Annotated in this window: 27 protein-coding genes; 9 read left to right on the top strand and 18 right to left on the bottom strand. The window is 42.5% G+C overall.

All coding sequences use genetic code 11. The features are described from left to right. Window positions 1-15 precede the first annotated feature (15 nt). The 4 genes from CI960_RS14065 to CI960_RS14085 all read left to right on the top strand — a co-directional run bounded on the left by CI960_RS14065 (window position 16) and on the right by CI960_RS14085 (window position 6,404). A complete protein-coding gene (locus CI960_RS14065; RefSeq protein WP_005777234.1) occupies window positions 16-2,265 on the top strand; it encodes a zincin-like metallopeptidase domain-containing protein in 2,250 nt (749 codons plus the stop codon). An 11-nt stretch (window positions 2,266-2,276) separates the two neighbouring features. Continuing rightward, window positions 2,277-3,833, top strand: coding sequence for a glucosaminidase domain-containing protein (locus CI960_RS14070; protein WP_004308692.1), 1,557 nt, complete (start codon window positions 2,277-2,279; stop codon window positions 3,831-3,833). Between the two features lie 271 nt (window positions 3,834-4,104). After that, window positions 4,105-4,716 carry a hypothetical protein gene (locus CI960_RS14080; protein ID WP_004323427.1) on the top strand — a complete coding sequence of 204 codons (612 nt, stop codon included), beginning with the start codon at window positions 4,105-4,107 and terminating at the stop codon, window positions 4,714-4,716. 5 nt (window positions 4,717-4,721) lie between these two features. Next, window positions 4,722-6,404 carry a zincin-like metallopeptidase domain-containing protein gene (locus CI960_RS14085; RefSeq protein ID WP_004323428.1) on the top strand — a complete coding sequence of 561 codons (1,683 nt, stop codon included), beginning with the start codon at window positions 4,722-4,724 and terminating at the stop codon, window positions 6,402-6,404. A gap of 54 nt (window positions 6,405-6,458) precedes the next feature. Here CI960_RS14085 and CI960_RS14090 read toward each other — a convergent pair whose 3' ends face one another. The 4 genes from CI960_RS14090 to CI960_RS14105 form a co-directional block, all read right to left on the bottom strand. Then, window positions 6,459-6,830, bottom strand: a complete 372-nt coding sequence (locus tag CI960_RS14090) for a hypothetical protein (RefSeq protein ID WP_004308703.1) — start codon at window positions 6,828-6,830, stop codon at window positions 6,459-6,461. Window positions 6,831-6,840: 10 nt separating this feature from the next. Beyond that, complete coding sequence (locus CI960_RS14095; RefSeq protein WP_004308705.1) at window positions 6,841-7,125, bottom strand: hypothetical protein; 285 nt, start codon at window positions 7,123-7,125, stop codon at window positions 6,841-6,843. 4 nt (window positions 7,126-7,129) lie between these two features. After that, window positions 7,130-7,324, bottom strand: coding sequence for a hypothetical protein (locus tag CI960_RS14100; protein WP_004313635.1), 195 nt, complete (start codon window positions 7,322-7,324; stop codon window positions 7,130-7,132). 431 nt (window positions 7,325-7,755) lie between these two features. Then, a complete protein-coding gene (locus tag CI960_RS14105) occupies window positions 7,756-8,241 on the bottom strand; it encodes a hypothetical protein (protein ID WP_004323429.1) in 486 nt (161 codons plus the stop codon). 15 nt (window positions 8,242-8,256) lie between these two features. Here CI960_RS14105 and CI960_RS23955 point away from each other — a divergent pair, with 15 nt between their 5' ends. From CI960_RS23955 to CI960_RS14125, 4 genes are all read left to right on the top strand, one after another. After that, the gene (locus tag CI960_RS23955; protein ID WP_094582399.1) at window positions 8,257-8,508 is read left to right on the top strand and encodes a hypothetical protein; all 252 of its coding nucleotides are present in this window, start codon (window positions 8,257-8,259) and stop codon (window positions 8,506-8,508) included. A gap of 187 nt (window positions 8,509-8,695) precedes the next feature. Beyond that, window positions 8,696-9,835, top strand: coding sequence for a tetracycline-inactivating monooxygenase Tet(X1) (gene tet(X1) / locus CI960_RS14115; RefSeq protein WP_005790841.1), 1,140 nt, complete (start codon window positions 8,696-8,698; stop codon window positions 9,833-9,835). Window positions 9,836-10,003: 168 nt separating this feature from the next. Next, entirely contained in the window at window positions 10,004-11,170 is a 1,167-nt protein-coding gene (locus tag CI960_RS14120) for a tetracycline-inactivating monooxygenase Tet(X2) (protein ID WP_008651082.1), read from the top strand. 175 nt (window positions 11,171-11,345) lie between these two features. Beyond that, window positions 11,346-12,209 carry an aminoglycoside 6-adenylyltransferase AadS gene (locus CI960_RS14125; protein ID WP_003013318.1) on the top strand — a complete coding sequence of 288 codons (864 nt, stop codon included), beginning with the start codon at window positions 11,346-11,348 and terminating at the stop codon, window positions 12,207-12,209. A 296-nt stretch (window positions 12,210-12,505) separates the two neighbouring features. On the opposite strand, the gene CI960_RS14130 is transcribed toward CI960_RS14125, so the two are convergent. The 12 genes from CI960_RS14130 to CI960_RS14190 all read right to left on the bottom strand — a co-directional run bounded on the left by CI960_RS14130 (window position 12,506) and on the right by CI960_RS14190 (window position 22,752). Then, a complete protein-coding gene (locus CI960_RS14130; RefSeq protein WP_003013290.1) occupies window positions 12,506-13,180 on the bottom strand; it encodes a hypothetical protein in 675 nt (224 codons plus the stop codon). Between the two features lie 4 nt (window positions 13,181-13,184). Further along, window positions 13,185-14,096: a relaxase/mobilization nuclease domain-containing protein gene (locus tag CI960_RS14135; RefSeq protein WP_003013289.1), complete on the bottom strand. Its 912-nt coding sequence runs from the start codon at window positions 14,094-14,096 to the stop codon at window positions 13,185-13,187. Beyond that, entirely contained in the window at window positions 14,077-14,439 is a 363-nt protein-coding gene (gene mobC / locus CI960_RS14140) for a plasmid mobilization relaxosome protein MobC (protein WP_003013287.1), read from the bottom strand. Before mobC ends, CI960_RS14135 begins: the two co-directional genes overlap by 20 nt. Before the next feature lie 70 nt (window positions 14,440-14,509). Then, complete coding sequence (locus CI960_RS14145; RefSeq protein WP_003013284.1) at window positions 14,510-15,391, bottom strand: toprim domain-containing protein; 882 nt, start codon at window positions 15,389-15,391, stop codon at window positions 14,510-14,512. A gap of 142 nt (window positions 15,392-15,533) precedes the next feature. After that, window positions 15,534-16,580 carry an AAA family ATPase gene (locus CI960_RS14150; RefSeq protein ID WP_003013282.1) on the bottom strand — a complete coding sequence of 349 codons (1,047 nt, stop codon included), beginning with the start codon at window positions 16,578-16,580 and terminating at the stop codon, window positions 15,534-15,536. Continuing rightward, window positions 16,580-16,879 (bottom strand): helix-turn-helix domain-containing protein, encoded by a 300-nt coding sequence (locus tag CI960_RS14155; RefSeq protein ID WP_003013280.1) that lies wholly within the window; start codon window positions 16,877-16,879, stop codon window positions 16,580-16,582. The genes CI960_RS14150 and CI960_RS14155 overlap by 1 nt, the downstream gene beginning before the upstream one ends. Before the next feature lie 157 nt (window positions 16,880-17,036). Continuing rightward, window positions 17,037-18,038 carry a hypothetical protein gene (locus tag CI960_RS14160; RefSeq protein WP_003013276.1) on the bottom strand — a complete coding sequence of 334 codons (1,002 nt, stop codon included), beginning with the start codon at window positions 18,036-18,038 and terminating at the stop codon, window positions 17,037-17,039. Between the two features lie 4 nt (window positions 18,039-18,042). After that, window positions 18,043-19,374 (bottom strand): site-specific integrase, encoded by a 1,332-nt coding sequence (locus tag CI960_RS14165; RefSeq protein WP_003013274.1) that lies wholly within the window; start codon window positions 19,372-19,374, stop codon window positions 18,043-18,045. 214 nt (window positions 19,375-19,588) lie between these two features. Beyond that, window positions 19,589-19,951, bottom strand: coding sequence for a hypothetical protein (locus CI960_RS14170; RefSeq protein WP_005790858.1), 363 nt, complete (start codon window positions 19,949-19,951; stop codon window positions 19,589-19,591). A gap of 12 nt (window positions 19,952-19,963) precedes the next feature. After that, complete coding sequence (locus CI960_RS14175) at window positions 19,964-21,199, bottom strand: site-specific integrase (protein ID WP_005790860.1); 1,236 nt, start codon at window positions 21,197-21,199, stop codon at window positions 19,964-19,966. A gap of 550 nt (window positions 21,200-21,749) precedes the next feature. After that, a complete protein-coding gene (locus tag CI960_RS14185; protein WP_011203049.1) occupies window positions 21,750-22,106 on the bottom strand; it encodes a hypothetical protein in 357 nt (118 codons plus the stop codon). 175 nt (window positions 22,107-22,281) lie between these two features. Next, a complete protein-coding gene (locus tag CI960_RS14190; protein WP_011203050.1) occupies window positions 22,282-22,752 on the bottom strand; it encodes a hypothetical protein in 471 nt (156 codons plus the stop codon). Window positions 22,753-23,221: 469 nt separating this feature from the next. Here CI960_RS14190 and CI960_RS14195 point away from each other — a divergent pair, with 469 nt between their 5' ends. Continuing rightward, entirely contained in the window at window positions 23,222-23,395 is a 174-nt protein-coding gene (locus CI960_RS14195) for a histone H1 (RefSeq protein WP_004323432.1), read from the top strand. A 129-nt stretch (window positions 23,396-23,524) separates the two neighbouring features. Here CI960_RS14195 and CI960_RS14200 read toward each other — a convergent pair whose 3' ends face one another. Then, a complete protein-coding gene (locus tag CI960_RS14200; RefSeq protein ID WP_094582401.1) occupies window positions 23,525-24,967 on the bottom strand; it encodes an OmpA family protein in 1,443 nt (480 codons plus the stop codon). A 53-nt stretch (window positions 24,968-25,020) separates the two neighbouring features. Continuing rightward, window positions 25,021-26,478 (bottom strand): MobV family relaxase, encoded by a 1,458-nt coding sequence (gene mobV / locus CI960_RS14205; protein ID WP_004323434.1) that lies wholly within the window; start codon window positions 26,476-26,478, stop codon window positions 25,021-25,023. Between the last annotated feature and the right edge of the window lie 106 nt (window positions 26,479-26,584).

Here is a 26,584-nt window from a genome sequence, read left to right on the forward strand (position 1 = left end):
AATCAAATAAACGATATGAAAGAAAAATCGCAAATCGAAAAGAAAGCCGAGGAAAAACAAATCACCTTGCTTTCTACGGCTTTGAGTGAAGCCTCGAATGCCGGTGGACACTGGCTCAACGCATCAGGAAAGGGATACCCGCGCTTCTATCCAAAGGGTGTTTCTGTCAGCGCATTCAATGCACTATTCATGACGCTGCATTCTGATAAAAATGGATGCAAAACCAACCAGTTCACGCTATTCAGCGATGCCAAGGCACAAGGAGCCTCGGTGCGTGAGAATGAGCAAGGCGTTCCATTTTTGTTTTATAATTGGAACAAGTACGTTCACCGCAATAATCCAGAACAGGTTATCAGTCGTGATGACTACATGAAACTGTATGAAGAGGAACAAAAATTATATAAAGGTGTACATAACCGTGAAATTCGCACTTTGTTCAACATTGACCAGACGACACTACCCTACGTGGATAAGGAGCGATACGAAACGACGTTGCGGCGGTATGGAAGTGCAGTGGAAAGAGGATATACGGAAGCTGACAACCGACGGTTGCATATTCAATTCAACGACTTCCTACTGAGGATGCGAGACAACCTTGTGCCTGTTCGTTTGGATGGAAGCGGTGTACCCCACTACGAAACAGATAAGGATGCGGTCTATATGCCGCGACAAAGAGAGTTCAGACATTATCACGACTATATACAGGAAGCCTTGCGGCAAATCGTGAGTGCTACCGGACACCAACAACGGTTAGCGCGTGAAGGTATGGTGATGAAGAACGGTGTGGCTCCTTCGGAAGATGCTGTCAGACAGGAACGGTTGGTAGTGGAACTGGCTTCAGGGATTAAAATGTTGGAACTGGGGTTGCCAGCACGGTTGTCTGAAGAAAGTCTGAAGACAGTGGAATACTGGTGCCGGGAGCTGAAAGAGAACCCGAACTTGATGGACGCTCTCGAAAGTGACGTAAACAATGCCATCGAAGTAATCAATAAAGCGGAACGGGGCGAGAAAATCGAATACGCCACCATGCGCAACCGGCGAGACACTTCAACCATGCAGGAGCAAATGCCCAAACATTATTTTGTGTCGAACGAGATTCGGCAGCATCCGGATAAAGAAACGAAAAAAATTGTGCTTGTTATTGACCCACAGGCAAAAACCGCAGATGTAATTCTTCCAGCAGGGGCTTCTACAGAGGTAGATAACGAGATACCGGGAATGAACAAGGGACGTATCATGCGAGCGTTGCAGAAAGATGGAATCGAGCAGGTACGCTTCTACAATACGGATGGTGCATTAGGTTATCGACCCGATGACAGTTATTTTGCCGAGAAGATGATTATGCTGGCCCGGCTGAAGAATTGGGCAATGGAGAAGCTCTCCACACTGGACGTGGCGTCAGCGGTCAAACAGGCGAATGAGATCGGATTTGACCACGTAGAGATGATTCAAGATGATAAGAAACGATGGGCACTTTATATCAAACCCGAAAATAAGAGCGGATATAGCATCTATCCTGATAAAGAAGATATAAACCGCTTCTTTTCAACACTCAAGCAAGCGATGGATAACATCGGTAAGGTTCGGATGGAACTGGCGCACAAGTATTATGCGCTGGCCGAGGTCAAACCTGACCTGAAGGTGGATTTGTTCAGCAGCGAAATGCCGGAAATAGACTTGAACCGTATCCAGCGTGTTTCGGTTTTCAAAACCAAACAAGACGGCATACAATGCGTCGCAACTATTGATGGGCAGAAACAGCCTGCCCGAAGTGTCACTCCGCAACAGTGGCAGCGGATGTGGATAGCGGAAGAGCGTGACAGCTACAAACGTCATTTGGCAGCTACCTTATTCGCAGACGTACTACAAAAAGGACAATCGCAGGAGGCACACACCGGAGAGAAACAACAGAAAGAAGCAGAGTTGTGGCCGATAGAAACGGTAGCGCAGGAACGGACGGAATCAGACAACAAGGGTATTTCACCGGAACGGCAGTTGTGGGACAAACTTAAAGCGAATCATCCCGATGCCTTGCAACTGCTTCGCACGAAAGATGGTTATCGGCTCTATAACGAAGATGCGGTACAGGGTGCAAAGATATTGGGCATAACCCTAAAAGAGTATCCGGAAGGGGACATTACGGCTTCAACGGAATTTTCAACGGAGCAGCTCGACAACTATCTGTCTAAGCTCGTCCGTGCCGGGGCACGGGTTGCTATAAGTGACATGGAGGAACAAGAAACACACAGAGGTTTTCATAGATAAGGAGTAAGGAAATGAGCAAGAACCAACAATACGCAATGAAATATGCAGAGTATGCTATGGAGCAGATGCGCCGGTACGGAATCCCCGCATCCGTGACGTTGGCACAAGGCATACTGGAAAGTTCCAACGGGCAAAGCCGTTTGGCGCAGAACGAGAACAATCATTTTGGCATCAAGGCTACGCCTGCATGGATTGCCGAAGGAGGAAGGTATGGTATATATACTGACGATAAGCCGAATGAGAAGTTTTGCAGTTATGACAGTGTGGGTGATTCATACGAACACCACTCCCGTTTTTTAAAAGAAAACAGCCGCTATGCCCAATGTTTTGCACTTTCGCCCGACGATTACAAGGGTTGGACACAAAATATCGAACAGGCCGGTTATGCCACAGGCGGAGAATATGCCGAGAGTCTGCAACGGATTATAGAGCAAAATGGCTTACAGCAGTATGACAAACTGGTGATGCAGGAAATGGAGACACAGGGTAAGCGGTTCGGTACGGAACATAATCCTCTCCGAACGTCTGAAAATTCAGAGTATGGTGCGAAGTACTCATTCCCGGTAGAGCGTGAAGAGTTTCTTTTTGTTACCTCGCCTTTCGGTATGCGGCAAGATCCGATGGACAACACGAAACAACAGATGCACAAGGGAATTGATATCCGTTGCAATGGCGATGCGGTACTGGCTACTGAGAACAACGGGAAGGTGGTGGCTGTGAATCAGAATAAGAACACGCCCGGTGGAAAATCGCTGACTGTGGAATATACCAGAACGGATGGCAGCAAGGTACAATGTACTTATATGCACCTTAAGGAGGTTACTGTAAAGGTCGGTGATGTAGTACAAGCCGGTGGGAAGCTCGGCACATCGGGCAACACAGGTACACGTACAACGGGCGAACATCTACATTTCGGCGTGACAAACTTCTATGCAGACGGAACAAAGCGTGACATCGACCCTGCGGCTTATCTGACTGAAATCGCACAGAAAGGTAATATCAAATTGGAAGTGTTGCACAACGGGAACAGCCTGCTCACCCGATATAAAGGAACAGAAGAGAATGCCGCCGGCAAAAACCTTTCGCCCGACGGATGGATGAAGAAGTTGCTTTCGTCAGAGGATAGCGGTGTGGGAATGTCAGGATGCAATGACCCTATAGTAGAGATGGCGATGACAGCCTTTAGTTCCCTTATGCTATTGGCCGTACAAATCGACAACAAGAACGAGGAGGAGCAAAAGACTGCCATATCCAAACAAATGGATAGTGGACGCATCAATCTGAAATCATTATTACCGGGCATGAAAAACTGCGAACTGGCAATCAGTGAAAATGGAAAGGCTATTCTGCGAGTGAACAATGGAGAACTGCGCATGTCACGTGAGTTGACTACTGCGGAGTTAAGCCGTCTGTCGGCAACACTGAATAACAATACTCTCACAGAAGAAGCCAAAAGGATACGTGTAACCGGTATGCTGAATACGGTTATCCTCTCGGAAGCGGCTTCACAGAATTTTGAACAAGGGATGTCCCAACAGCAGGGACAGACAGAGAACCTAAAAAGATAGAAGCGTGGCGATATGGTAAAATGCGTGATGATACAGCTATGCAGATGTCTGTTCGGACTGTCCTACCTTGCCTTGTATGTCCTGCTCTGCTACCAACTCTTCGGCTGGGTAGCAACGCTCATTATCGTGAGCGTTCAACTGTTCCTTGCCGGATGGCTGATCTGGGCAATGATACGAGCACCCGATTAAGAGCAATGATTTAGCAGTTCAACAACAAATCATGGCAACACAGTTGTCGGGTGATTATGTATCACATTAAAAGACAATAGAAATGATAAAATGTAATGTTACGGTATGTGGCGTTATCGGACGTGATGCGTCGATACGCACCAATAAGGAAGGGAAAACGTTCCTGGTTTTTCCTCTTCGAGTAATGATCCCTGACACAGACGGGAAGACTATGCCTATTGAGGTGGATGTCAGCAAAGATACTGCCGGAAAGGAGGTTTCCAAATATCGAAATGGTTCCCGCATCGAGGTTTCGGGGACAATGTATCTCAAACACCGTGGTGACAAACTTTATTTCAATCTTTTTATTAACGAAATTCGTACAGCTACGGCAGATGCGAAAGATACGGTCAAGGGCGAATTAGTATTTCGAGGTAAGGTCGGGCAGCATATCGAGGAAAAAAGGGATAAGAAAGACCAGCCTTACACAATGTTTTCGGCATTCAGTACGGAGAAAGTAGAGAATGGCTTTGAATACCAATGGGTACGTTTTTTCTGTTTTGGCAAAGAACGCGAAGCATGGTTACAGCCGGGCGTGCGAGTGGATGCCAAAGGTGAAATATCCCTTTCGGCATATAACGGAAAGCTGAATGTTTCATGCAAGGTGGAAGAACTTGTACAGTATGTAGCAGATTCGTCTAATTCCAATCAGTAAAGGATATGGCCGGATATAAAAAACAGCACACGGACGGGCCGAACAGCGAAGATAAAGCATTAGACCTCTTCGCTGAAATGATGATTGAGAAAATCGAGAGTATCCGTAAGGATTGGAGAAAGCCATGGTTCACGGAAGAAGCGTTACAATGGCCCTGCAATCTTTCCGGACGCGAGTATAATGGCATGAATGCCATTATGTTGCTTATACATTGTGAAAAGGAAGGTTACAAGATTCCGCGCTTCTGCACTTTTGAGTGTGTACAACGGCTCAACAAATCCGATAAGGACAATCAGGAGAAACCTCGTGTTTCTGTACTTCGTGGAGAAAAATCATTCCCAATCATGCTGACTACATTCACCTGCATACACAAGGATTCTGGTGAGAAGATTAAGTATGATGACTACAAAAAACTATCTGATAACGAGAAGAAGGAATACAATGTTTATCCTAAGATGCAGGTATTCCGAGTCTTTAACGTGGCACAGACCAACTTGCAGGAGGCAAGACCGGAGCTGTGGCAAAAACTCGAAAAGGAGTATTCGCTACCGAAGATTGAGAACGGAGAGTATTTCAGCTTCGCTCCCGTCGATGCGCTGATAAAGGACAATCTGTGGATTTGTCCGATCAAACCACAGCATCAGGATAACGCTTACTACTCTATATCGAGAAATGAAATCGTTGTGCCGGAAAAGGAACAGTTCAAATCTGGAGAGGCGTTCTATGGAACACTATTCCATGAGATGACACACTCGACCGGTGCGGAAGGAGTTCTCGACCGTATCAAGCCGACAACTTTCGGCTCGGCAGAGTATGCGCGCGAAGAATTGGTAGCCGAGTTAGGCAGCGCATTGGTTGCCCAACGTTACGGCATGACGAAACATATAAAAGAGGACAGTTGTGCCTACCTCAAAGGATGGCTCGACGAATTGAAGGAATCGCCACAATTCATCAAGACAACTCTGTTGGATGTGAAAAGAGCGGCTTCTCTGATTACCCAAAAGGTGGATAAGATTGCACTGGAATTGAAGCAGAACATTGATGAAGAGCAAACAGTAGCACCGAAAGAAAAAGTGTATTATTCTTCCGTGGCCTATCTTCAGCTTACCGATGACACGATGCGGTTGGACGCATTCAAGGATAAGGGGGACTACGAAGGACTGCTGACTCTCGCCAAGGAGTATTATGACGGTAACGGCATTAACGAAGAATATACTTATTCTTCTCCCATACAGAACCGAGGAGACAATCTTTTGATTGAGGACAAGGATTTTGCTGTGGTGTACAATGGGAGTGTCGGGGGAACTTATGAAGTGATGCTGAAATTCACGGAAAAGGAAGTACGCGACCATATCAGGCGTTATGGTATCGAACATGCTGGAGATACATTAAAAGGGGTAGCCAAGGAGATGGCTGCGGAACAATTCGCTATCATGACACAACAAAAGATTCCTGCATTTGAAATGCCGAATGGTGATGTGCTGTATGTCAGCTATAATAAAGAATCCGACATGATAGATATCGGGCCGGTTACTAATGCGGGACTTGTCGCACAACATCGTTTCCCATACGACCATAATGCTTCGTTGGATGCCAACCTGCAAACCGTGAACGAAAAGCTGAATAATATGGAGGAATACCGGGAAGAGCTACAAGAAGCAGAGTACAGCGGCGGAATGCGCCGATAAAACGGAAAAAGATGCGGAGCTGTTTGCTCCGTACCTTTTCTTGAATTTATTTTATTACTCTAACAAATTATCTATCATAGACTGTAAATTTGTTATATCGCAATACTGATTATGTCCCCCTCTGTAATCTTTCGCGTGTTGGGCTGTCCGGATTAAGAAAGAATCGAGTTCTATTTTTACACCGCTACCCATTCGGGACAAACCGGAAGAGTGACTGATGTAAACGAATTTACCGTTACGTTCTATGAAACAAGAGGTATTATAATGCCCCTTTAAGTTGAATGTTACTTTTGCGCCAACGGCTGTTGCGTACTTGGAAATCTCACGTACTAAGGCAGTTTGGAAACTGCGGTATTTTTTTGAAACATAGACTCCTGCATCTGCAAGGATTGCGTTCTGCCATTTGGTATAAAAATTCTGTGCCATATTTTTAATATTAATTCTGTAAATAATTCTCCCAATTCTCTTTGTCAATAGTTAATTTGTTCATTTCCCAATCGTATTCCACTTCCGGCATATCAGAATAAGGGAAATACACAGTGTAGCCTATCTGTCCATAAGAACAATGTAGCGGTATAACGCAAATCTCCTGACCACAATAAGGCTGTGGCGTACAATATTTCTTCCAATCAAAACGACCTGCTGCTATATTGCAGCAAAGTAATTTTAGAGTTACTATACCTTTCCAACTCTGAAAATCTTTTTTATAACCTTTTTTCATACTACTAATGTGCTATATTATAATAAACTTCGGGTTCACTTGACACGTTGTAAATCCAGCTTCCGCAACGTACCAATAGAGCATTCTTGCCATAATAGAGTTTCTTCATTCCGGTTATACTTCCTGTTATGTGAAAGTTAGGGAAACGACTGATGTCTATTTTCTGTGCATCGCATCTGTAGAGTGTTTTAGTTCTCATTGCATTTATTTTTTTAAGTTGTTTTTTATTTCCCTCTTCTTGAAGCCTTCCGACTTTACCCAAGAGGTTGTTTCATGTGCATTTTCAACGGTGGATGCAAGAACTATGAGCAAGTAACCGGAATGAAATTTTATGAATACCGGAATCTGTGATTGCGGAAGGTTACGTCAAATTTCATTTCAGGTAGCAACAGCGGTACTTGAACATCGTTTGCCACCGTACCTTCGCGCACGAAACAAACAATGGTACATGTCGGGACTGTAAGGATGTAATACAATTAGAACAGGGAATATGGAATAGGTAAAAGAGGCTATGAATTGGCAACAGAGGTTCGGCAGAACATGGTCTATAAAAGTAACCGGACTGTTATATAGGAAGATGATAACCACCCGCTTGAGTTGCGGGTGGCTTTAAAAAAATTATATGGAGTATCAGAAGTGATAGTCGATGACTCCTCCGATATAGAGTATCGTTCCCGGTTCAAGCGTACAGACAAACTCCATAAATGCAAAAGATTTTTCGGCAAATGACTGGTATCCCTCTCCGTCCAAATAGAAATGATACGCAATATCCAATGGATTTTCCAATGCCTTTTCAAGTTGATAAACAGGGCCTACAAACTCCAACATATTTTCCGTCGTAATAGCTTCAGCTTTCTTACGGATGTTAGTCACAAAGTTCTCTTTCCATTGTTCCACACCACCAATGTAGCGTATGGTGTCATCACCTACAAGTTCGAACATATCTTTTGGTAGAGCAGTATTGACCAAATAACGAATATCCTCCTTACGTTCTTCGTCATCTATCTCCGCACAATAGTCATAGAAACTGCCATCTCCTTGATGGAGAGTGTCTTCATTCAGATAGTTTTCTTTTTCTATCCACATTTTAGAAATCTGAAAAATTCGGCTGTGCATAATTTTGAAATTTAAATGATTAAACTTTATTCCCTTTACTTGAAGCTCTTCCGGCTTCTTGTCAGGAATGATTTTTATGCGAAATTGACAGCAAGGAAAGGATGGATAAGGCAAGTAAACAGTGGATGGAATGAAGTGGAATACCCAAATCTTCGATATGCGGAAGGCTGCCACAAGTATCCGGGAACTGTTAGCGCAGCGTTACTTGACGACCATTCTAAAGCTGTATCTTTGCAAGATAAATTAACGAGAAAGAAGAAAAAATGAAAGCCGACAGCATAACATCACCTATACGCAAGCAGGGGTTTCGTGCTTCTATGACAGTGAAGTGGTAAATTTGAAGTTCAGTTCTTCGTAGGAAGTTCAGTGGTTAAAATCCCTGCCTGCGTATAGCTGAGAACCGTTGTGGGCTATTTTGCACACGACACGACAAACATCAAATGACTATCGAAATATGAGTTTATTAAACAATAAAAAAGTTGCAATTATCGGTGGCGGACCAGTTGGACTAACAATGGCAAACTTGTTACAACAAAACGGTATTGACATTACCGTTTACGAAAGAGATGAAAACCCAAAAGCACGAGTTTGGGGCGGAACGCTTGACCTTCACAAAAATTCAGGACAAGAAGCAATGAAAAAAGTAGGATTGTTGCAAACCTACTATGATTTGGCGCTACCTATGGGCGTAAACTTTGCTGATGAGAAGGGTAACATTATAGCAACAAGAAACCCGACACTCGAAAATAAGTTTGACAACCCCGAAATAAATAGAAACGCGTTGCGAAAAATGTTGCTTGGCAGCTTGAAAAATGACACAGTTGTTTGGGATAGAAAATCTATTGGGCTTGAACAAGAAAACGGAAAATGGCTGCTACATTTTGAAAATAAGCCAACTGCATTGGCCGACTTTATTATTGTTTCCAATGGTGGAATGTCTAAAATAAGAAATTTTGTTTCAGATAATGAAGTCGAAGAAACAGGTACTTTTATTATTCAGGGCGACATTCCTGAACCAGAAACGAACTGCCCTGAATTTTATAAGTTGTGCAACAACAATAGACTAATGACCGCACATCAAGGGAATTTATTAGTTGCGAATCCATTTAACAACGGAATGTTAACTTACGGTGTCATTTTCAAAAAGCCTGAAGAATGGAATAATGGAAAAGGATTAGATTTTAAGGACACAAAAAGCGTTTCCGAGTTCTTGACAAACAGGTTTTCAAATTGGAGCAATGAATACAAGGAGTTAATTCGTTCAACAACTTTTTTCGTTGGTTTAACAATAAAAATATTTCCGCTAGACAAAAAGCCTTGGAAGAGTAATCGTCCGTTACCCATAACTTTAATTGGCGACACAGCTCACCTAATGCCACCTTTTGCAGGGCAGGGCGTAAACATTGGACTAATGGACGCTTTGATTTTGTCAGAAAATCTTACAAACGGGAAATTTGGAACGATACAAAGTGCTATTGATGACTATGAACAACGAATGTTTGTTTACGCAACAGAAGCACAAGCGGACTCGACAAAGAATGAAATAGAAATGCGAAATCCGAGCTTTACTTTTCAACAGCTAATGAATGTATAACTCGACAGACAAAAAAAACAGCCCACAACAATCGGCTTGAAACGCAAGGCGGGGTAAACGTCTTCGATTGAACATTTTTTTCTAATTTTACGGTATCGGCTTCGATTGAAAGGTAGTGGTAAAAACCCGCCCTGCGTCAAGCCGCCGGACGTTATGTGCCATTTTTGAATGACAATGCGAATAGATACAGACAAACAAATGAATTTACTTAGTGATAAGAACGTTGCAATAATTGGTGGTGGACCCGTTGGACTGACTATGGCAAAATTATTACAGCAAAACGGCATAGACGTTTCAGTTTACGAAAGAGACAACGACCGAGAGGCAAGAATTTTTGGTGGAACCCTTGACCTACACAAAGGTTCAGGTCAGGAAGCAATGAAAAAAGCGGGATTGTTACAAACTTATTATGACTTAGCCTTACCAATGGGTGTAAATATTGCTGATGAAAAAGGCAATATTTTATCCACAAAAAATGTAAAGCCCGAAAATCGATTTGACAATCCTGAAATAAACAGAAATGACTTAAGGGCTATCTTGTTGAATAGTTTAGAAAACGACACGGTTATTTGGGATAGAAAACTTGTTATGCTTGAACCTGGTAAGAAGAAGTGGACACTAACTTTTGAGAATAAACCGAGTGAAACAGCAGATTTGGTTATTCTTGCCAATGGCGGGATGTCCAAGGTAAGAAAATTTGTTACCGACACGGAAGTTGAAGAAACAGGTACTTTCAATATACAAGCCGATATTCATCAACCAGAGATAAACTGTCCTGGATTTTTTCAGCTATGCAATGGAAACCGGCTAATGGCATCTCACCAAGGTAATTTATTATTTGCTAACCCCAATAATAATGGTGCATTGCATTTTGGAATAAGTTTTAAAACACCTGATGAATGGAAAAACCAAACGCAGGTAGATTTTCAAAACAGAAATAGTGTCGTTGATTTTCTTCTGAAAGAATTTTCCGATTGGGACGAACGCTACAAAGAATTGATTCATACGACGTTGTCATTTGTAGGATTGGCTACACGGATATTTCCTTTAGAAAAGCCTTGGAAAAGCAAGCGCCCATTACCCATAACAATGATTGGGGATGCCGCACATTTGATGCCGCCTTTTGCAGGGCAGGGAGTAAATAGTGGGTTGGTGGATGCCTTGATATTGTCTGATAATCTAGCCGATGGAAAATTTAATAGCATTGAAGAGGCTGTTAAAAATTATGAACAGCAAATGTTTATCTATGGCAAAGAAGCACAAGAAGAATCAACTCAAAACGAAATTGAAATGTTTAAACCCGACTTTACGTTTCAGCAATTGTTAAATGTATAAAATGGAATAAAACGGCACATAACAAACAAATTGGCAATAGAGCCGGTGAAGTACTTCTATTGAACTTTTGTGCAATGTTGAAGATTAGTAATTCTATTCAACATTTGTGCTAAAAGTCGGCTCCATCGCCAATTTGCCAAACGTTGTACGACATAGTAAAACCGAACCAAACAAAATGAAAGTCAGAGAAGAAAAGTTAAGAACAATTATAGAATGGTCGGAGAAAAACGAAGATGTAAGAGTTCTTCTTCTGACAAGTTCACTTGTAAATCCTTTAGCACTTGTTGACGAATTTAGTGATTTAGACATTGAATTTGTTTTTGAGGATAATACAAATTACATTTCAGACAAAAGCTGGACGCTTAAATTCGGAAATCCAATTGCTATGATTGAAGAAGACGAAAGTTGTTTTAACCATAAACACGCAATGAAAATGCTACTTTATGAAGACGGTGTGAAAGTAGATTTTAAACTTTACAGCAAATCAAAATTTATAAAGGAAACGCAAGAGAAAGAATTACCAGAAGATTGGGATATTGGTTATAAAATTTTAATTGATAAAGATGGTATTACAAAGCAAATGCTGAAACCAACTTATCAAATTTCCATTATCAAAAAACCGTCTGAAAAAGAGTTTCAAAATCTAATAAACGATTTTTGGTGGGACACAACTTACGTGGCAAAGTGTCTTGTGAGAGATGAAATATTCTATGCGAAATTTATGTCGGAAACCGTTATTCGCACAGAATATCTAATTCCTTTAATTGAATGGCACATTGCAAGTGAACACAATTGGAACATAACGACCAATAAATATGGACGACTTTTCAAAAAGTATCTTAACCAGGAAATGTGGGCTAAAACAGAACAAACATTTTCAGGGAGCGATATAAAGGAAAATTGGACTGCTCTATTTTCAATGACTGATTTAGTTTCAGAAATAGGAACTGAATTGTCAAAAAAATTAGAGTACAAATACCCGGATAAATTAGAAAATGACATACGAAAATATTTAGCTGGACTAAAACCCAAAACATAACTACGTCGTACAACATCGTATTGGCAATAGGCGGGCTGAACGGCTTCGTATCAACGGAAGTGCAAAATTCAACTTCTGTTCTTCGATTAAAGTTCAGTGCTAAAAATCCCGCCCATCGCCAATACGCGGCACGTTGTTAGCAATCCGCTGCGCTCCTTGCTAACAATGGCTCGGCGACTTACGTCGCTTGCCGTAAGCCGCCGCTTCGCGGACTGCTTACAACAAGCGACTTGGCTAAATAGCTCCGCTTTTGTATCTTCGATACAGCTTCGCTACTTCGCCAAGTCGCCGAGCCGTTATTCAGGACTGTTTAAGTTTTTGATCTCCTGACGTTTTTGGTCTATACTGTTTAATAGTTTATTTTCTTCCTCTCTTTTAATCACCAAATTATGGAATTTCTTAGGGTTAAGAGAATGAGTAGAATCGATATGCGATGTTACATGCGGTAGCTCCAATTCTATCATTCGGTAACGCATTTCATACGATTTTCTATCGTCTAATTGTTTGTTCTTCTCGTATAGAACACCGAGACCTAGCGAAATAATGGTAGATAATGCTATCATAACAATGATCAGAGGTGTTGATTTGAGATCAATGCCGTAATGATGTTTTACAATGACCTGATCAGGAATTTCAGCTATCTTTGAAACAATGTCTTTTTCTTTGATTGTTAATACAGCTAATTCCTGTCTAGTTATTGTGGAGATTTCATTAGCTACATCCTGAAGTGTCCCATAATCGTTAATGATCTTAGATAGTACATCGTTTTCTCTTTTAATAAATTGCTTGATCTGTTGTAGTAGTTCCTGATCCTTTGCTCGCATTTCATGAAATTCCTGCATTTTCTTTTCATTTTCAGAAAGTAGGGAGACAATTGTAGGCATTATTCGTACAATATCCTGCGTGATCAAGTCTGTGTTTTCCTGCAATGCGCTTACCTGTTGCTGTATATTTTCTAATTCTGTGTTCATGGTATTAACGTTTTAGTCCGTAATTCTCTTTCTTTTTTCTTTTCTTGATCAACGGATCATCTTGCTCTGGTGTAATTTCGGGGTTCGAAAATAAAGCTGATGTTATGTGACCAAGTGTTTCTCCGATATTTCTGTCTATAGAATGATCCTTCGAAACATAGCTTCCAGTAATTTGATTTAGTTCAATAGAATTATCTATGCTATTTAAAGCCTTGTCGATCTGTCCGAAGCTCAATGAGCGGTCTATGGCAGAACCCCGAAATGTCTGTTCATCTTTGATGAACGAAATACCTTGAACCTCATCCGACCCCAATCTATATTTAAACTGCATTTCCACACCTCTGTAACGGATATAATTTTGTAGTTCCTTCCAGTTTTTACTGTGTCGTATGCCTGCCTTGACGGTGTCGTAAATTTGGTATTTCGTTAGATCATTACCTTTCAGTCTACCTCTGTTGACATTTCGTTTTCCTTCGGACTGCTTAAAGCCATATAATGCATTTAATTCTTTACAAGCTTTAAAGCTCTTATACCGCTGATTGCTATTGGAGATAGTTTTGCCATGATCGTTTACCCGATTAAAAATAATATGGATATGATCATGTTGGCGGTCGTGGTGGCGCACCATTAAGCATTGGGTATCCCTAATATCTAATTTTGATAAATAACGCTTAGCTGCGGATAGCATGATGTCATTATTCAGCTTGTTTTTATCTTCTGTATTCCACGAAAGAATAATGTGTCCGACTGCCTTGCCCAATCTTGGATTCAGCATCCGCTGAAAATTAAAGTCCTGTGTGATGGTCTTTGCCGAATCCGTCCGTAATCCATTTACATGGATAATCTCACTATCTTTTTTCAGGGCGTATCCAACGCATCCGCCGAAAGATCGGCCCTCAATTATCTTCGCTATCATGGTGCAGTAGTTTATTGATACAATGGTTAATGTGATGGATCGTATTTTTGCATTCCTGTGTCACCTCAATCAGTCCAGACTGGTGTGCTTTTTTAGTTAGCTGATTTAGATTGTTCGAAGCCCCAGTAATCGCCCTAAAAGCTTTCAATTGTTCTTCGGTAAACCTAGGTGTAATTTTTCGTAGGATCGCAGATTTGCGTACCCATTCCGATTTGCTCATACCTGCAATTTTTGCATTATGCAAAACTCTGTTATGTTCGCTTTCATCGAAACGGACATTGATCCTGAACTGTTTTTTATTTTCGAGTGCGGGTCTTCCGCCTTTTTTCTTGTTATTTTTCATCTTGTTTCTTTTTAGCTGTGACCATCGGGAGCCAATCGGTTTTGGGGTCACCAAAACACAACCTTGCTTCCTACCTATTCGATAGTTTTCTTCCCGATTGAATATTTTGGGTCTGTTCTTTGGATGATGTGAAAATCAGATAGTCATTGACATCCTTGATCCTGTTGTCTTGCCTCTGCAATTCTTCCATTCCATTTTTTACGGTGTGCGTTTTTTCAAAATGGCTTCGCAAACTGTTGTACGATTTTAAACCACTGCTATCTGTGTCCAGATAGCTTGTTATTCCGTTATGTCGCCCTAAGAATGGATATGCTTTTTGCAGATTGGCGGTCGTATTCAGGATACAGAAGTTCGTATTTAGATACGGCTTACCTGCATTCTTTTTTAACGTCATAAAGGATAGCAGATCCGTGAAGCCCTCAAACAAAACAACATCTTTGTTGCCGTTATCGATCGTGGTGATCCCCTTTGTCAATAGGGAGCGTTTATCATAGCTGTTGCGCAGTTCGTATCCACCTGCATCATTCTTAAAACTTGCGGCAAAGTACGTCTGTCCTTTTGCCGTCCGGTAATAGATTTCCTGACAGTATACTCTGGCAATTTCAATATCTATTTTGCGTACGTCGGTCAGATAGTCTGTCAGAGCTTTGTTTCCGAGAGGCTCAACGGAAAGGATGGTGTAAGCGCGTTCATTTTCTTGTTGCATGACCTGTACTTTATCCAATACGGTCTGCTGGTGAAAAGAAAAGATATTTTTTCTTTCATCAGCCCAATCTAAAACAGTTGATAGGTTTTCCGTATCCAAAAACTTCATCAGGAAGTCAATGTTATTTCCTCCGAATCCTTCCGAATGCGAGTACCAGATATTCCTATGGATATCCAACTTTGTCGAAGCCGTTCTTTCGTCTCCTCCATTGAATGGGTTTTTAAACCATGCTTCACGGCTGTTCATCCTTGCGCATGGTATCTGTAGATAATTTAATATGGATATGAGCGGTATGCGCTTTAATTCATCACATGTCATAATCTTAATTTTAAAGTAGGTTTAGTTTAGTCTATTACTATATAGGGGCGGACTAAACTAAACCTGTTTTTTAATAATAGAATTCAGGGTTGAACCGGTAGGTCTTATCGTTTTTGATGACCATCCGTTTGTTTTCCAGAAATGTCTTCAGCTGTTTGGCTTTATTGATGCCGAAATTGAAGCCCTTTGCCAGATACGCATTCCGTAATCTGCCAACATATTCATCATATGTGCAGGTTATTTCACTGCCGTTGAACATTTCCTGTAACACTTCCCGATGGTTCTCTTTGGAAAGCTCCTGATAGTCGAATCCCTTTCTCGATACTGTACCTGACAGGTCAAAGTTCTCATCCAGTACGGGCAAACCATCATCGATAAAAAAGGTAAATGGCTCAAACTCGATATCCCTGATGAACTTTGGCGCCACGGTGCTGTAGTTTGTATCCAGATCGCTTTTGGTGACCTGTAATATGGATTCAGCCTTATTGTTCAATTCTGTCCCCAAATGCCCTCTGGTGTTGTCATCACCCTTGTTTAGGTGCAGTACGGTATGGATGTGTATATTCAGCTCCTGTGACCATTTCATCAGCTTGCCGGTAATTTCGGTCGCTTCCGTAGCATTATTGATGTCGTAAACAAGATCCCTGATCCCGTCTATGATGACCAGACATATTTTGCCCGCATATTTGGACAGGGCATATTCGATGATACTTATGCGCTCTTTAGTGGGGTATTCCCTCAGGGATATAAATTTTAGGTTTTCATGGACTTCCGTTGTCGGGTAATTTATGAGTTTGTAAACCCTTGAAATCAACCTGTGGCAATGGAATCTGCTCTGCTCCGTATCGCAGTACAGTACCAATGGACGGTTTATGGGAACTTTGACCTTATACTGTAATATCTGTTTTCCGCTCAATGCAGCAGCGACCAATGAAATCACATTGAATGTTTTCCTACTCTTGGCCTTTCCGGTGGATGCGCTGAAATTTCCTAATGTACCGATAACGGAATCGGAATTGCTGATTGTTATCATGATCGGAGGTTCTAAAAATTTATCTGTTATTTTTACTATAGCCCTATCCAATGCAGTGGCTATGTCCTGGTTAAACGAGATCATTATTTACCTCCTTTGTTATGGTTGAAGTTCGTCATGGATGCCATAACATCTTCTTTGTTGAAGTAAATGCGCTTTCCCATACGTTTATAGGGAATACGCCCCTGTTTCATCCATTCGGTCAGGCTGACAAGGGAAATATCAAGCTCGTTTGCCATTTCCTTTTTGGTCATTAGTTTTGTCGGTTGCTTTTTTTGCGGAGGATCGTCCATATTACCAACCTTTGAAATAAAAACCTGTAGTTCTTCCCTAACTGCATCCTTGACACAATCTCTAAGGGCATTTCGATCCAGTGTAATCATACTTTGCTCATGTTTATCAATTTAAGAATGTCGAAGTCATGGCCACTTTCTTCGTTTAATTAACTTGACACAAAATTGGGCAAGCAAGACCACAAAAAATGCCGTTCAGAATTTTGAACGGCATCTCTGCAAGGGGGTGGTATGATTTATCTTCTGGCTATTCAATTGGAATAATTTTGAATTTGCGATCTGAATTGTCAATGTCGGTGGGTTTACCGTCACAAAAATAGTTCTCTACTGTTCCGAATGGAATTGGCTTATCATGTTCCAAAAAATGATTGGAAATGATTTTTGCCCATGTTATATGGGCGTTAGTCCCTAGGAATGTTTCTGCTTTTCCGTTGATTATTATCTTTGCTTTCATAAATTCATCAAACAACGCGATCAGATTAAGTTTGTCGCCGTTCAGTATATTGATTTTATGATGATCCAAGGAATTCAATCGGGATTTCTCTTTTTTGAGCTTTTTAACCTGTTCTTTAAATTCATCCAATTCTTTTAATGTCGTATTATACTGTGCTAGCAAACGATCGAGATTTTGTTTCTGGATGAATTGCTTTTTTAATTCTTCCTGTTCCTCTTTGTTCGAATCTAGATAGTTCTCCAGAATAGTTTTTATGGTATTTATATTGGATTCTGTACTTGCATTGGATGAATTGGCAAGTTTCGTAAATGCCGAATCGATCAATTCCTGTGTCCGCTGGAATTCTATTTGAGTTTTGCTCTTTACTTCTTGCAATAGTTGCTCGCTGACTATCTCATATTTTTTTGACAGACTTACCGTGAAATTCCATCGGTCATATTTGGGAAGGATATTCTCGATGAAATACTGGAATTTCTGTATTCTAAGGTCGTTTCTTCTTTTCTGTGTCGCCGACAGCTTTTCCTGTGATTTGCTTCTTTCCTTTTTTAGCTCGGAATTAACAGTCTGCCATAATTCTTTAAAAAACTCTCTGCCGTCAGTATCGTTGAATTCAGCTTTGTAATAGTTGAAGTGGCGCAAAAAGAGATCTTCAAGTTGACTCTCTGGAAGTCGCTGAACTTTTATAAGAAAGTGTACATCCGCATGCGTATCGTTCTTGGAAAAAGGGACGCCCACGTCCAATGGATGCGGATCAAAGTCAAACGGTTTTCTTCTTCTGAAATATTTACTGTTCATAATTTTAAAATTTGTTCAGTGCATCGATTAACGAATCCGTGTTTGCCGATTCGTATTTCATTAAAGTCCTTATGTCGGAATGTGCGGTCAGTTTCTGCACAAGTGTAATGGGTACGTTCCTGCTCAATAGGTTCGTTACCATTGATCTTCTGCCGACATGGCTCGATAGGAAGTCGTACTTCCTTTTTTCTATCACCAGCTTTTGCTTACCTGAATACCTTGTGATCTTTATGATTTCGTCCATTCCTGCCAGTTTGCCGACAGTTTTGATATATTCATTGAACTTCTGGTTGGATATCTTGGGCACGGAGTAACCGATACGCTCCAAGATATCCTTTGCTGGGGCAATATACCCCTCAAAAGGTACGATCACCCTTTTTTTGACTTTTACCGAAATGAAGTCCCAAGCATTGTTTTTTATGTCCTTTGGGTCAAAGTTGATCAGATCCTCAAATCTTTGCCCTGTGTAGCACAATAGACAGAACAGATCCCGTACCCTTTCCAGACTGGGTCTGTCCGAAAGATCATGGTTCATCAGTTTCTGTATTTCGGATTCTGACAGGGCAATGATCTCATTGTAGGCTTTCTTCTTAAAGTTTGTCTTCTGGGTCTTGAAGACATCGGGATGCACCAAATAATCATTGTCGTTGCACCACTTTAGGAATACCTTTAACGTGGAGATGTACTTGTGGATGGTGTCATTCAGCAAGCCCTCTTTATCTCCATCGTTCGTGTTCTTTTTCCTGCTTAGAAATACCTCAAACTGATCGAGAAATTTACCGTCCATTTCCCTAAGGATAAGTTTTGTTCCCTTATGCTTCTCAAAATCCTCCAATCCCTTAAAGACTGTCCGGTATTCTTTTAACGTACCCTCTTTGACAAAATTGGATTTGTAGGAAAGGAACTGGGTTTTCAGGTGGGAAATGGATATTTCACTATTGACGGCATTGTCCCTGTCAATACAGTCCTGTACAATCTGTTTATAATCCTCTTTGGAAAGAAACTGGTTTGTTTCTTTTTTTCGCATTGCTTCCCTTGTACAGCAGTTTGCAAGGTTGTTCAGTTCAACATTGAATTCCAACGCTCCGCTGGCACTTGGTTTAAGCCTTTCCTTTTCAAAATCCCAACTTTTGGGCAATATCTTATAGTTTGTCCTGTATTTTATCCTACAGGATTTATCCGGTGAAAAGAAGAGATACAGTGCAGTGGGCGATGGATTCCAGAACTTTTGTGCAAGGTTCTTCTTTTTCCCTCCAACCTTTGCCAATTCCTGTTTGACCTTTTCAGGCGAAATATCGGGATTATAGGGCTTATCTAAATAAAAATTCACTTTCATATTTCTCGGACATATTTCGGACAGAAATGCTTAATATTACCATATTTTACCTTTGTAAGGTTAGGTAAAGATAGGTAATAAAATTTGTAAATACCTAATAATCAGAGTAAAATAAGAAAAGTAAAAGTAAGATATGATAACGGTTCGAATCCCGCCCTGCCGCAAAAAAAGCTACCTCTAAGGTAGCTTTTACTTTTAGAATGGGGCTTTATCTTCAACAATAGCCAACATTTCCGCTCGGTATAAACATAACGTATGCCTGCTGTTTCTCTTTGGCGAGTACCTTTCTCACCAGCCATGTGCGGAACAGGTGGGTGTTGTAGGTGTTCAGTCGGAAAGCGACCGGGATGATGATTTCAAGTGCGTACACATCCGCGTACAGCCTGTTTTCAAGCTGCATGTAGCGGCACACCTCGTAGTCGTTCAGCACGTCCGACTTGCGGACGGCTTTGATGGCGGCGTTCACTGCCGGGACGGTCGTATGGAACAGTCCGGCTATTTCGGTGGCGGTCATCCACACGTCATTACCGGTTACGCTGACCGCCTTGTCTTCTATGATGATTATGTCTCGCTTCATGGCTTCTCTTTTTTAGATGGTACAACCTGCAAATTCCTCGATGCCGTTCAACCTTGCCGCAAGGTTCTCCATGTCCTGATTGAGCTTTTCTTTGGTTATCTTCGCGTAAATCTGCGTCGTCTTTATGCTCTTGTGTCCGAGCATGGAGCTGACCGTTTCGATGGGTACGCCGTTGGAAAGGAAAACTGTCGTGGCTGCCGTGTGGCGGCTTTGATGCCACGTGATATGCTTGGTGATGCCGCAACGCTTGGCGACGGCACGGATACCTGCAAGGCACGTGTTATAATGCGGGACGGGGAATATCCTGCCGTCCCCGCACAGTCCCCGGTATTTGCCGATTATGCGGTTGGCGATGTCAAGCAGGCGGATATTGGACACCACACCCGTTTTCTGGCGGTTGATGTTTATCCACTCGTGTTCGTCGAAGTAGGTACGGATATTCTCGTCCGTGAGGTTGCGCATATCCGAGAATGACAATCCGGTGAAGGCGCAGAACAGGTAGAGGTCGCGGTACAGTTCCTGTTTGGCGTTTTTCAGTTTGCCTTCCATCAACAGGCGTATTTCCTCTTTGGTAAGGAAACTGCGTGTCGTTTCTTCCTTTTTGATTTCATACTCGCGGAACGGGTCGCGTGTCAGCCACTCGTTGTTGATGGCGATGAACACCATCGTCCGTAGCGGGCAGACGTACAGCCACACGGTATTGGTGCAGCAGTGCTTGTCCGTGCGCAGGAACATCTCGAAGTCGGAGATGAAAGCCGGGGTAAGCTCTTTCAGGGCGATGTCCTTCACATGGTAGCGGATGGTGAGGAACTCTTGCAGGTGCTTGTAAACGGTGCGGTACTTCAACAGCGTGCCTTTGGCTTTCATGCCAGCCTCCACCTGTTTCTCATAGTCCTCGTTGTGCCGGCGGAACACCTGCATCAGCGTGTGGTAGCGGTGTTCCAATCCGAGAAAGGCGTTCTTCACCTTCTCCGCCGTGACGAAGTTGTCACGCTCCATGATTTCCTGATAGTGCTTGTTGATGCGCACCCGCATCTTGTCAAGCATACGATTCGTTTCAAGTGCCGCCGTGCTTCTGCCCGTGACACGTCCCCCTTTGGTGTCCCACAGCTTCGGGTCGACAGTCAGTTTGCAGCTGAACTGCGTCTGGCTGCCGTCCACCGTGATGCGTCCCATGACGGGAACTGTCCCGTCCTTTTTCACTACCTGACGCTTGAGGTAGTAGATGACTGAAAATGTACTCTTCATCGTCCTTAATTTTTTGGTTTCAAAATTAGTTGGTGAAGAGTCCGATGTCGGTACGCAAAACGGGGAGGAACGGCGCAATCTTTTTCTGTAACCAAATTTTTTGCGTGAGTTGTAGGTAACTCACTATTCCTTAGTGTCTTGTTTCGCCATCCATACCCGTTTGTCGCATTATCGGGCATGGTTACGAACAAGTAACGTTGTGGCGTCAGGATTTGGCTTTTGCTGTGATTGTACTGGCTTCACGAATTATAGCCACTTCAACTAAAACCCTTGTAACTCAATTCTATCACTATATCTTTCCGCATTTCACTTTTTTGTAGTAACTTTGCATACAAAATCTCTCAGATAAGAACTGCCGATGTGCGATATAAAGAATATCCGGATTGGAAGAATATAAAAGACTGGAGAAGCACTCTGAGACTGTATAAAAGGACTGAAGGCGACAAAGTCTCCCCAATCTGCATGGCAAATCAGAGAAGCTTATCGGATAATGATAGTTCGCTGCACGCTGTCAGCATACCGTCATTTCGTTTTCTGCATCGGATTAGTCTTAGCCTGCGGCATATTCATAGATGTTACAGAAAGAATTGTCGTTTTCATCTTTCCGTTGTTCGGCAATAGCAAGAATTTCTGTTATTGATTCGACAGACTGACCGCTTATCACCTCAAACCACTTGAATACTTCTGTCTGGTTGACAAAATATTCCTTGTACCATTTGTCGTCTGGAGTACATAGGTCTGCAATGTACTTGTCGGGAAAGTATTTACCCTCTTGGTCATTTGTCCAGTACTCCGCCAGACCCGACTCTTCCGATTGATAGAAATAACATAGTGTTGGGAATTTCTCACATACCAGTTCAAGTGTTTCATCACACGGAAACCAAACTGTTTCCGTTGTGAATTTCAAGAATGTCAGGCCAATAAATGTGTTATACTGTTTAGAAACGGAGTACGACGAGTAAAAAAGGAATAGGACCGGTAGTGGGAGTTCGGTGGAGCATGGCTATAAGAGTAATCGGGCTGAATATACAATACAAGGAAATGCTATCCACCCGCTTTGGCTACAGGTGGATATGTTATTGTCATTTCGCACCTCTCATGATGGTGAGTTGGTCGGGACGGTTAGGAAACCAATAAGAATCACTGTCAATATATACACATCTGCCACTATTACAGAGATTCCCAAAAGCTAAGACCTCACAAGGTCCAAATATCACTCCATAATCGTTTGTAAACGCCACCATATCTCCCACACTCAAGTCGTTTTCCGTATCCATCACCTTAGAAAGGTGGTCGTAAAACTCAATACCTTCAGCTTCACGTTCTGTTTTCCAACGCAAAAAGTCTTCTTTATGACTTCTACCGGTATGTATCGGTGATAATTCAGAAGGAAAAACCTCCGCTTCCGAAGTATCAGATGCAATCAAAATAACGCTATCCTCTTCAATGTTTTCCGGAATAGAAGCCACTTGGTAAACCCCATTAGACAGACCACTATCTGGGTCATGCCAATAAAGAAAATTACCCAACTTGATAAAATCGTATTTTCCCATATTCTTTGATTTATTATTTCCCTTTGCTTGAAGCTCTTTCAGCTTCTTGCCGGGGATTGATTTTTATGCAGGATTAACAGTGGAATAAGGGCGATAAGACAAGTAAACAGTAAATGGAATGGAACGGAATACCCAACCTTCGAATGTAAGAGCAGAAGCAGGCTTGTCCTTTTATACCTTGCAATGAGAAGGGGACTGAAAGTCAATCTTTGATTTGAGGAAGGCTGCCGTAAAATATCCAGGAACCGTTAGCATAGCGGTGCTTGACAATCGTCCGGACACTGTACCTTTGCATATAAAATCTCTTCGGCCAGATTTGCCGATGGTGCGATAAGGGAATACTCAGAATGGAAAAACATAAAAAGGGGTATCATATTATAGGCGAAATATATAACAGAGCTAATATAAGTCCTAAAAAAATATTTTTGCTATCTTTGCCAGCGTATTATATAATATTAAGAACATAACAATGGAAAAAACATTTACACAAATCTGTGAATTGTTCGATCAATTCTCAAAAGATGCCAACCTCCAGATGGAGAAAAGCAACAAAGCTGCCGGAACTCGTGCCCGCAAAGTATCACTTGAACTTGAAAAACTTCTCAAACAGTTCAGAAAAGAGTCACTCGAAGCATCGAAATAATTTTCATTCTGGTTCTGACAGTAGGAAAATGGCGAACTTCACGTGTACCATATCGAAAAAGCCTCTTCGCTTCACAGCGGAGAGGCTTCATTGATTATGACAAAGTTAAACATCAATTATGCGAAATTTCTATTTCGCTTTTGGAAAAAACAACTCCACTTTCGTATGTCTGTTGGCTTCCACGGGCGTATAGTCGGCAATTCCACCTTTGCTAACTCTGATAATCCGCTTGGCTGGTATTCCACGTTGTTCCAGTTCTGCGGTAATAAAACTTGCTCTCGATATACTCAAAGAATCATTGATACTTGATGTTCCTGTAGAACTGTCAGCAGCACCAGTTACCCTCACGGATAAACTGTATTTCTTAGCTACACGAGCCAGTTCGTCAAGATTAAGCCTCTGTGAGGTATCCGTCAGATGTGTCGTATTGAGAGCAAAAAAGAAATAGATGGGTGTACCGATGCACTCTCCATCAGCGTATGAAAGAACCGTGGAATCCATAGCGAGGGTGTCCTGATGGGCGGACTGCACATTTCGGGAAGCCGTGTAATTATATGATGGCTTTCCATTCTCTGTCTGAAGAATAGTCGTGTCAAGAGGTGACGACCCGTCCCAATAGCTATGCTTCAATCTTGCACGAAGCGAGTTCAAACCGCTATAATTATTTATAGGATATCTGCATCCGGTTATATCGTCGTTGTCAAAGATATGGCTATATGTATCGAGTAGTCCTTCGATTTCCAGAATTTTCTTTAATTCCACGAGCGTTCGCTTATCTTGATTGTGACGTTCCACATAACGCCTGTTCTCCTCCGAAAGGAAGTTGCCATAATCGACAAGCTGTTCGTTCCGATGGATGTATGGTGCCGTATCCACCGCGCGCTTCCAGCCGACCTTACCGAGATGAAAGGTGAATCCGGCAGTCAGCGAAAGCATGTGATCGCCCAGACGGTTTGGATAGCCATATCCGTCGAAATCCTGGAATGTAGTTGTGTTAGAGAGTTCCAGCATAGCACTAACCCGTTTGGAAATACGGTATTGTGTTAGTATGCCGTAAGAAAGCGCAAAGGGATTGTTCCCGTTGGTGGCATTATGTAGCAGACCGACACCCATAAAGGGTGCAAGCCTCCAACGTACCTGTTCCTGTCGGGCATATCTGCGTCCAAGGAGATTCCACAGGAGATCTGCATGGATATAATGGTAGTCCTGCGTAGATAATTGTGCATCCTTAAACTGCAAGCCACTATAATTTACCCTTGCGCCGACCAAAGGAGTAAACCATTTGCCGACGGCGAGGCTGTACGAAGGTTTCACTCGTCCAAAAAGGTCTTCACAACCGAGAGGTGTACCAAGAAAAACTGTCGCACCTCCGGATATGCTAACAAACCAGTTGCCGGTTCGAGATGCCGGAAGTAGCACCCCGTTGAGATAGACGGGCTGCATCGGTTGAAGCAATTCCGCTACTTCATAATGAATAGTGTGTCGTACAGTGTCCTTCTGTACGGGTTGTACACTTGCTTGTGCCTGCAACGTGCAGAGCAAAGCGAAGATGAAAATAATTTGTTTCGTCATATTCCAATGATTTCATTAGTTATACTTTTAATCTGGTGTAAGGCGTATGCCATTTACCGTTTAGATTTCTTGCCGATAGTCGAGCGCATCATGCGGCTCGCCATCCTCATACAGCGAAGTGCCCATGCTCGGTTGTCCTCGTCCTCGTCGCGTCCCCATTTGAGGTCACTCCCTCCGCCTCCACCACCATGTGATTCGGCAAATGTAGTGGCATCATCTACCATTCCGAGAAATAGCATTGTCGCACAGTGCATGATTTCCGTACCCCGCTCGGCGATAGACTGTACCAGTGAACCGTCAAAGAGCTGCCGTTCTGAAACATTCATTTGTGCCGATGCGTTACGATACTCGCTGATTACACTCTCCAGTAGGACGTCTTTAAACAAGCTATCCACTTTGGAGTGTACATCACGGGAATATTGATAGGCCTCCTCTTTGAGTTCTTCGGTACGTTCTTCAATGGCTCCCATATCCTTTTTCAGTTCGATGAGTTGCCGGTCAGCCGTCTGCAACTTTTCCTGCTTGTCTGCCAGTTGTCTGATGATTCCTTGCAGCTCTTTTTCCAACATTTGTATTTGGATTGCCAATTCTGCCGCATTGCCTTTGTTTTCTTTTAAATTGTACTCGGCTGCCGATAACAAGGTTTCTTTTTCAGTTTTCTGCTTTTCAAGATTGCTAACCATTGTCGTAAGCCCTTTGACTCTGCGTTCTGCCAACCGGATGTCTGATTGAAGTTCACCCAATACCTGTTGATGGAGTTTGATATTATCCTCGATTGTTGTACACTCTTCAGACAACATTCGGCGGTATTCCTCAGTCGTTCTGTGCCGTGCACCCGTTTCGGATATGCTTGTTCCTCTTGACATTCCCCACTTTGTATTGACTTCTGCGAAAAAGTCCGTATGAAGTTGTTTCATTCTTGCACTATATTCAAACTTATCCTTACCGGCGAAGATTTCCTTGTACGCAAAGCGACTATCCTTGATTGGCAGAAGCGTACAGTGGATATGCGGGTTCAATTCATCCAGATGTACAATGAATGCAGCGATGTTCTGCTCACCATATCTGCCACAAACGAATGAATAAACATCCTTGGCCCAGCGTTCAATGTCACGCTTCCGTTCGATGCGGGTATTGTCCGCACCTTTTTCAAAGTCCACCTGTTGCGTACCGAAAGCAAGTTCCTGCATTCGCTGCCGTGAACCGCCGAAGATGATATTTACCACCGTGCGGTATTTTGGTTCGAGCAGCCCCTCATTAGGATCTTTGATTCCACGGTGACTTAATATGTCCGCCATCCGTTTGGGAATGCTACGGCTTGTGTCGATGGGATGTATTTTACCTCCGGGCGCAATCTCGAAGTTCAGCCGTTTACGCGTAGGATCATAATTTCCCTTACTCATAGCGTACTTCTCTGCCTTTTCACTACGGTCACGCAGATGTTCATTACTTTGGGCGGTGGTAATCCCTTTCGACACCTGCACGTCGAGTACCTGTTTTTGATTTGCCATACGTTTTTCATATTGTTTCGGACAATCTACCGTGTCCCAGCTTGCTGCTTGTTCGGACACCCTTCCCACCAACGTCAGGCAGGTGGGGTATTAGGCTCCCCCTTCC

Origin of the sequence: Parabacteroides sp. CT06, assembly GCF_002257605.1 — a bacterium.
In the GTDB taxonomy this organism is placed as follows: domain Bacteria; phylum Bacteroidota; class Bacteroidia; order Bacteroidales; family Tannerellaceae; genus Parabacteroides; species Parabacteroides distasonis.